Consider the following 7,956-nt stretch of genomic DNA (forward strand, 5'->3'; position numbering starts at 1 on the left):
GGAGGCTATCCAGGCTGATTATGTGGAGAATCTCTATCGGGTGTTGTTTAGCCACCCCAGGGTGGAGGCCATCACCTGGTGGGATCTGTCCGACCTGAATGCCTGGATGGGAGCGCCAGCCGGGCTACTGCGTGCGGATATGAGCCCCAAACCAGCCTACGAACGCCTGAAAAGCCTGATAAAGGGGCAGTGGTGGACAAAAGCCCAGGGAAAGACGGACAAGGATGGGGTGTACCGCACTCGAGCCTTTCTGGGCTCGTACCGCGTGACCGTTAGTGCCGGAGGGCAAAGCCAGATAGCCATTGCCGAGGTCAACAAGAATGAAGACGGGGAAACCATCCTGAATGTGCTACTAGGGCGCTAGTGCTCCGGTAACTTAATTCCCGAGACGAATTCCGACCCTCAAACTGCGGGATTTGCTTCGGCGCAGCGTGCTTTGGGACTCGCTGTCGTTCGCATGCCTGGCCGCATCTGATCTGTCCAGGACAAATAATTCAAATCCAGAATGCCTCAATCATTGTGAAGCGCTCTAAATGCCCAGGGTTCGCTAGAAAAGCCGCTTTGTTCTACCGAGCCGAGAAGGGATTGAAGTTGGTGCTGCGATCAAAGCAGTCTTCCTGCTCTGCCCGTTTCAGAAAGCCCACCACGGTGTAGGTTAGCGGTGTGAACAGCACCTCCACTCCTACCTTGAAGACGTAGTTGGAGACAAATACTGTCCAGAGCAGGCTGTTATCCCAGACCCCATAAAAGGCAATTAACAGGAAAATCGCGGTGTCTAACCCCTGTCCTACTATAGTTGAGGCGGTGGTGCGCAGAGCCAGCCAGCGCCCGCTGGTGATGACCTTCAACCTGGCAACGATATAGCTGTTGACAAACCCACCCACCCAGTAGGCTACCAGGCTGGCCAGCACGATGCGGGGCACCAGGCCCAGTAGGGTAGAAAAGGCTTCGGAGTACTTCTGGCTGACCTCGTCGGACGGGGCAGGGAGGGCATTGACCAGGCCGAGCGAGAGCGTCGTCAGCAACAGCAGAAAAAAGCCTGTCCAGATCACCCGGCGAGCTTTTTTGTATCCATACACTTCGGTCAGGATATCGCCAAAAATGTAGGCCAGTGGAAACAATAGAGTGCCGCCATCGAAGGTAAAGGGGCCAAAGAGCACGACCTTGGTGGAAGAAATGTTGGAGACGATCAGCACCACCACAAAGGTCGCGGTGATCAGGTCGAGGTATCGGTATGTCTTCATATGCGGTTACGCCGGAAGCTCGGCGCACAAACCCCCATTTTAGAGGTTTGCACTAGCCTTGTGAGGTAATGAAGGGCAGGTTGCGGTCGAACTGGCTCCGGTCGAGGCCATAGCCATAAACGAAAGCATCTTCGATCTCGAAGCCCAGGTAGTGGATCGGAACCTCGACTTTCCGCCGCAAAGGTTTGGAGAGCAGGGCGGCAATCTTGAGCGAGGCAGGCTGGCGGGCTTCCAGCATGCGCAACAGATAGGCGATGGTGATACCGGTGTCCACAATATCTTCGACGATAATCACCTGGCGGCCTGCAATGGGGATGCGTAAATCTTTGAGCAGCTCCACCTCGCCGCTGGTTTTTTGGGCATTGCCATAGGAAGACACCGCCAGAAAGTCCATCGAAACCGGCATGTCTATCGCCCGCACCAGATCAGCCATAAAGATAAAAGCCCCATTCAGCACACAGACCAGATGGGGCTCCAGACCTGCATAGTCAAGTTTTATCTGCTCGCCCAGTTCGCGTATTCGGGCGGCGATTTGGGCTTCGCTGAGTTGTACCCTGCCTTTTCCAGGTCGAAAGACGCTCACTGCTCGATTCTACGGCACCCTTTTTGGCCCGTACACTGGCCTGAGGCGATTTTGCTTCAGGTCTATGCTGGGCCTTGCGTTTGCTGGGGGCAGCAGCAGGCTTCTGGCGCTGGGCCTGAGCAGGCTTGCGCAACCTGAGCGACCCGGTGTTGGAGTGCAGCAACTTAATTTCCTCCTGGGTAAGGTAGCGCCAGTGACCGACCTCGAGCTCGCCCAGTTCGATCGGCCCCACGGCCAGCCGCACCAGCCGTTCTACAGGATGCCCCACCTTGCCCAACATACGCCGCACTTCGCGTTTGCGCCCTTCGGCCAGGACGAGCTTGATACCGTCTTTGACGGGCTGAGCCTCGAGGGCCTGGGCCAGTCCATCCCCCAACATCACCCCTTGCACCAGTTGCTGGCAGACCTCTTTGCTGACCCTGCCACGCTTGCACCAGGCCCGGTAGAGCTTCCGCACCTGGTTGCGCGGATGGGTGAGGAGCTGGGTCAGGTGACCATCGGTGGTAAGCAGTAAGAGCCCTTCGGTGTCTTTGTCCAGCCGTCCCACCGAATGCAGGCCAGGGTGCTGGGGTACCAGCTCGTAGACCAGTTTTTCGGCGTGCTCATCCTCGTGGGTGGTGGTATAGCCTTTGGGTTTGTGCAGGGCAATGACCACATTTTTTTGTGGCATCCGAACCCGCTCCCCATCCAGCCGTACGATGTCGCCAGTCTGCACCACGGCCCCAATTTCCACGATCTGGTCGTTGATGGAAACCCGGCCAGCCCGAATCAAGTCTTCCGCCTTGCGGCGGCTGGCAATACCCGAGCGAGCCAGAAATTGCTGAAGGCGCATAGACACTATAGTAACGCAGGAGGCGTTGAGCATGCGCTCGAGCGATGAGCGCAAACGGTAGATGGCTTTTGCCGCTCGCTGATTCCGTGCCGTGTATTCAGGTCGTGTACCTCATATCACCGCTAAAACTTCTATAAACCAGACCAAACCGCACTTAATATCTATTTTGGAACGGGGAATAAGTAAACCTGCCAGCTATGCAAATCAGAAGCAAAACCGACCAAGTGTATTCTCGATTAATATTGATGCGCACAGCAAACTGACATATAATCATTTGGCACCAATCAGTGCAAAAAAATCGCTAATTGTGGTTAGGAGGAAGATAATGAAGCGACGTGACTTTTTGAAAAAAGCTGGCATCGGTGCGGTAGCGGCCAGCGCGGTGTTCGGCCCAGTCTACGCCCAGACCCTGCCCAGGGTTCGCTGGCGCATGACCACTCACTGGACGCGGGCCCTGGACGTTTTACACGGTGGGGCCGAGTACGTGGCCAAGCGAGTCGGTGAGCTGACCGAGGGGCGTTTCGAGATCAGCGTACACCCTGCTGGGGAACTGGTGCCAGCGCCGGGAATTTTTGATGCGGTGCGGGGCGGCGCAGTGGAGATGGGGCACACGGCCACCTACTTCTGGATTGGGGTAAACCCCTCTTTTGCCTTCGACACCACCGTACCCTTTGGCATGAACGCCCGCCAGCAGAATGCCTGGCTGTACTTTGGCGGTGGACTAGATACCATGCGACGGGTCTTGGCCGACTTCAACATCATCCAGTTCCCCGCCGGCAATACCATGGAGCAGATGTTTGGCTGGTTCCGCCGGGAGATCCGGGGTCCGGAGGATTTTCGCGGCCTGCGCATGCGGATACCTGGGCAAGGAGGCGCGGTCTTGGCCCGGCTTGGGGCTACGGTGCAGGTCATTCCTGCGGGCGAGATCTTTCTGGCTCTGGAACGTGGTACTGTGGATGCTGCCGAGTTTGTTGGCCCCCACGACGATGAGCGGCTGGGTCTGCACCGCGCGGCCCGCTTCTACTACTACCCCGGCTGGCACGAGCCTGGGGCCACCCTGGCCGTTTTGACCAACCTCGAGCGCTGGCGTGCCCTCCCCAAGCAGTACCAGGAGGCGGTCGAGAGCGCCACCCGCGAAGCCCGCCTGCGCATGTTTGCCCATTACGATGGCATGAACATGCCTGCCCTGGCTCGCTTGATGCGTGGTGGAACCCAGGTCCGACCCCTGCCCACCAGCGTACTGGTGGCAGCCAACCGGGCCACCACCGAGGTGCTCGAAGAAATCGCGGCCAAGGACGCAACTTTCAGGGGCATCCTGGGGCCCTGGAGAACCTTCCGTGAGCAGTCGCGCCGCTGGTTTGCTACCAACGCATTCCGCTACGAAGACTTCGTTCGGGGCCTGCGCGAGACTTAGGCATAATTTTGCAAGAACCAGCACCAAACCCAGTACCCCCCCGATTTCGGGGGGGTCTTACTACCGGGCGTGTTCCAGGGTGAAGATTTCGTCTGTGGGCTGCGGAACCCTGCACACCGCGCAGCTTGCCCAGTCTAATGCGCTGCAAGCACTCTAACCGACTGCTCTTTGCTTCCAGGACGGGGGTTGTTTTTTGAAACCTGGTAGTGGAAGGCCGGTGTTGGTGCCGTGGCGGCCAGCGCCATACTGGGCCTTGCCCAGGGTCAGGAGGCAGCTTGCAGTTGCTGCATGTTTAGGGAGTCCACAACGAGATCAAGTCGGCTTAGAGCCTGGCAGGAAGGCCCTTCGGCATGGGCACTGCACTACCCTGAGTCTTGCCCTGAGATACTGGCCGATGCCCCTCCACCCCGGCCCCTCATGCTAGCTTTCAGGGCCAGGGGTCAACATACAAGCTGGGCGAAGGGGCAGTCGAGGGATGAGTCGGTTCAGCGTGACGGTGGTTGGCAGGATATTGGGGCGGCCAATTACTCCCAAAACACACGAAGGTAGGCCCAGAATCGGGGGCTCATTTGACGGGGAGTCCGGGGGGTGTTAGCATGAGTCCTGCAAAACAAACCTATAGCAGTGGTGTGGTTGTTCTCGTGTGCTTCACCAGTTCGGTTCCCCCTTATTAAGCTGCCTAGCAGCATAGAACCTTGTTGGTTAAAGGGGTGACAAAGGTGAAGCGACGTGACTTTTTGAAGAAAGCAGGGGTTGGCGCGGTGGCGGCCAGCACGGTCTTTGGTTCAGTGTATGCCCAGACCCTACCCAGACTCAGGTGGCGGCTTTCGTCGGGCTGGCCTCGAGCCCTGGATATTGTCTTCGGCCCTCGGAGTGGCGTGGAGTTTATCGCCAGGCGGATCGGTGAGCTGACCGAGGGGCGCTTTGAGGTCTCGGCCCACCCAGCCGGGGAGCTGGTGCCTATGCCTGGGCTTTTCGATGCGGTACGGGGCGGCGCAGTGGAGATGGGCCACTTCTGGAGCGGGTGGTATTTTGGCGTTAGCCCGGTAACCGCCTTCGACTCGGGCCTGCCCTTTGGCATGAGCTCCCGTCAGAAGAACGCCTGGCTCTTGCACGGCGGCGGCCTCGAGTTAATGCGCCCCTTCTATGCCGAACATGGCATGATCAACTTCAACGCAGGGCACTCCCCCATGCCGATGGGCGGCTGGTTCCGCCGGGAGATCCGGGCGCCGGAAGACCTGCGGGGCCTGCGCTTCCGGGTTCCGGGAATGGGAGGGACGGTCTACGCCCGTCTGGGAGCTGTCCCGCAGCTCATACCCGCCGGTGAGATCTTCCTGGCGCTGGAGCGGGGGGTGGTGGATGCCGCCGAGTTTATGAGCGCCCACGACGACGAAAGGCTGGGTCTGCACCGGGCGGCTCGTTTTTACTACTACCCCGGCTGGCAGGAGATGGTCAATACCATGACGGTGGTGGTCAACCTCGAGCGCTGGCGCGCCCTCCCCAAGCCCTATCAAGAGGCCATTGCCAGTGCCTGCGCCGAGGCCAGCTCCCGCCTGACGGCCGAGACCGATGCCAAAAATGCGATTGCCATGGTCCGCCTGGCCCGTGGTGGAACCCAGTTCCGGCGGTTTCCCACCAGTGTGATGCGGGCAGCCCACACGGCCTCAGTGGAAGTGCTCGAGGATCTGGCAGCCAGAGACGCTGCTTTCCGCGCCATCTATACCCCCTACATGGCTTTCCTGAACAATCAGCGCCGCTGGTTTGCCTCCAACGAGTTCGCCATCGAAGACTTCGTGCGCACACTGCCGGTACGCCCCTCCTGAAGGGCTCGCTTCAGCGACCGCCAGGGGCTCTTTAGCGACCGCCAGGGGCTCGCTTCTGGGGCCTCTGGGTATGCAGCTTTCCCCCCTTGTTACAGAGGGGCTACCAAAGGCTTCATCAAGGGGATAATCCAGGCTGGGGGGACTGCTCCCCAGCCTTTTCGCGAGCCACGCGCCTGTGGCAGCGTGAGAGTTTATGCACCTGGCCCAGCGCCGACAGGCTCTCATTACCTGAGCGGAAGCTGGACTCTCGAGGGCGTAAAAATCACCGAAGGGTTCGTTAGAGGCCGTCAGGCTCAGGACTCAAATACACCCAGGTCAACCGAATTCAGGGTAGTAACGTGTATCAGACCCTTCGGTGGGGTGCTGAGCCTGCCCTGAGTCTGGCCCTGAGCGTCGTCGAAGGGTGATCGAAGGGTGGGGGCGACCCGGACGTACACTGCTAATTCTCATGATAAAGGCGTACCGCGGGAACCTGCCAGGATGTTGACGTTGAGCAGACATGCAGTTAGCATAAGCCGCAGCCGCAGCGGACACAGTAGAGAACTTTTGGTTTCGAAATCAAGGGGGTTCTGGTAGTGAAGGTGCTTCTAGCAGTCTCTAGGCTGATTGATACCGTCAACGAGGGGGTGGGTCGCCTTACCTTGTGGCTGGTCGTGCTCATGGTGGGCATTGGGGCTTTCAATGCCATCGTCCGCTCCGTAGATCGGGAGTTCGGAACCAGGCTCTCCTCCAACACCCTGCTGGAGTTGCAGTGGTACCTGTTTGCGCTCGTCTTTCTGTTTATGTCGGCGTATCTACTCAAACACAATCAGCACATCCGGGTGGACGTGATCTATTCACGCCTTAGTCGCCGGGCTCAGGCCTGGGTGGATATGCTGGGGTCGGTTCTGTGGCTCATACCCGCCGTGATGGCTCTGTTCTTTCTGACCATACCGCTGGTGGAGTTCTCGGTGCGGGTTCGCGAGATGTCGCCAGACCCCGGTGGGCTTCCCCGCTGGCCTTTAAAACTTGCCATGCTGCCTGCGCTGCTCTTGCTGGCGCTACAGGGGTTGTCCGAATTTATCAAGAACCTGGCTTTTCTGCGCGGCGATCTGCCCAACCTGCCCCGCGAACGCGTAGGGGAGGTGATCTAGATGATAGAGTCTCTCGCCGCCCTAATGTTTGTGGGTCTCATGGTGCTAATCTTTACCGGTTATCCGGTGGCCTTTGCCCTGGGGGGGGTCTCGCTGGTCTTTGCGGCCATCGGCATTGCCGTCGGAGCCTTTGACCTGAGCTTTCTGGGGCTCTTGCCGAACCGCATCTTCGGCATTATGTCCAACCTGATCCTGGTAGCCATACCCTTCTTTATTTTCATGGGACTGATGCTGGAAAAGTCTCGGCTGGCCGAGCAACTGCTGGATACGGTGGGGCAGATTTTCGGCCCGCTGCGGGGTGGGGTGGCCGTTGCGGTGGTTGTGGTGGGCGTCCTCCTGGCTGCGACGACCGGCGTGGTGGCTGCTGCGGTAATTGCCATGGGTCTGATCTCGTTGCCCACCATGCTCAAGTATGGCTATAGCCGACCCTTTGCCACCGGGGTGATTGCCGCTTCGGGAACCCTGGCCCAAATTATTCCTCCCAGCATTGTGCTGGTGGTGCTGGGCGACCAGATTGGGGTTAGTGTGGGAGATCTCTTCCTGGGTGCCCTGCTGCCGGGCCTGATGCTCGCCGGTCTGTACCTGGTACTGGTGGGCGGGGTAGCCTGGTTGCGGCCTGGTTGGGCCCCGGCCCTGCCCCTCGAGGCCCGTCCCTACCAGGGCTGGGAGCTGGCCCGCCGCGCCACGGTGGCGATCGTGCCGCCAGTCTTGCTGATCGTTTCTGTGCTGGGCAGTATCTTTTTGGGTATCGCCACTCCTACCGAGGCCGGCGCGGTGGGGTCGCTGATTGCGGTGATGATGGCGGCTGCCTACCGCAGGCTCAGCTTTAAGGTTTTCTACGAGACCATGGCCGAGACCGCCCGCTTCACCAGCATGGTGGTCTTCCTGCTGATTGGGGCCAGCGCGTTCGGCCTTATCTTTGCCGGA

7 protein-coding genes and 1 pseudogene are annotated in these 7,956 nt (G+C 59.3%); 5 read left to right on the forward strand and 3 right to left on the reverse strand.

From position 1 onward, the window contains the following. A pseudogene (locus Q0288_RS06360) lies at positions 1-364 on the forward strand (hypothetical protein); the annotation flags it as partial. A 202-nt stretch (positions 365-566) separates the two neighbouring features. Here Q0288_RS06360 and Q0288_RS06365 read toward each other — a convergent pair. From Q0288_RS06365 to Q0288_RS06375, 3 genes are read right to left on the reverse strand one after another with little or no spacing between them, the layout of a single operon-like run. Next, on the reverse strand, positions 567-1,244 hold the full coding sequence (locus Q0288_RS06365; protein ID WP_299428861.1) for a queuosine precursor transporter: 678 nt from the start codon (positions 1,242-1,244) through the stop codon (positions 567-569). A 52-nt stretch (positions 1,245-1,296) separates the two neighbouring features. After that, on the reverse strand, positions 1,297-1,827 hold the full coding sequence (gene hpt, locus Q0288_RS06370) for a hypoxanthine phosphoribosyltransferase (protein ID WP_299428863.1): 531 nt from the start codon (positions 1,825-1,827) through the stop codon (positions 1,297-1,299). Then, positions 1,733-2,659, reverse strand: a complete 927-nt coding sequence (locus tag Q0288_RS06375; protein ID WP_299428865.1) for a pseudouridine synthase — start codon at positions 2,657-2,659, stop codon at positions 1,733-1,735. Before Q0288_RS06375 ends, hpt begins: the two co-directional genes overlap by 95 nt. Positions 2,660-2,984: 325 nt before the next feature. On the opposite strand from Q0288_RS06375, the gene Q0288_RS06380 reads away from it, so the two are divergent. The 4 genes from Q0288_RS06380 to Q0288_RS06395 all read left to right on the forward strand — a co-directional run. Further along, positions 2,985-4,073 (forward strand): TRAP transporter substrate-binding protein, encoded by a 1,089-nt coding sequence (locus Q0288_RS06380; protein WP_299428867.1) that lies wholly within the window; start codon positions 2,985-2,987, stop codon positions 4,071-4,073. 719 nt (positions 4,074-4,792) lie between these two features. Next, the gene (locus tag Q0288_RS06385; protein ID WP_299428869.1) at positions 4,793-5,896 is read left to right on the forward strand and encodes a TRAP transporter substrate-binding protein; all 1,104 of its coding nucleotides are present in this window, start codon (positions 4,793-4,795) and stop codon (positions 5,894-5,896) included. 575 nt (positions 5,897-6,471) lie between these two features. Next, complete coding sequence (locus Q0288_RS06390) at positions 6,472-7,029, forward strand: TRAP transporter small permease subunit (RefSeq protein ID WP_299428871.1); 558 nt, start codon at positions 6,472-6,474, stop codon at positions 7,027-7,029. Next, the coding region (locus tag Q0288_RS06395) for a TRAP transporter large permease subunit (protein ID WP_299428872.1) at positions 7,030-7,956 on the forward strand (927 nt) is incomplete at its 3' end.

The sequence above is a fragment of the uncultured Meiothermus sp. genome, from assembly GCF_937863175.1.
Lineage (GTDB): Bacteria > Deinococcota > Deinococci > Deinococcales > Thermaceae > Meiothermus.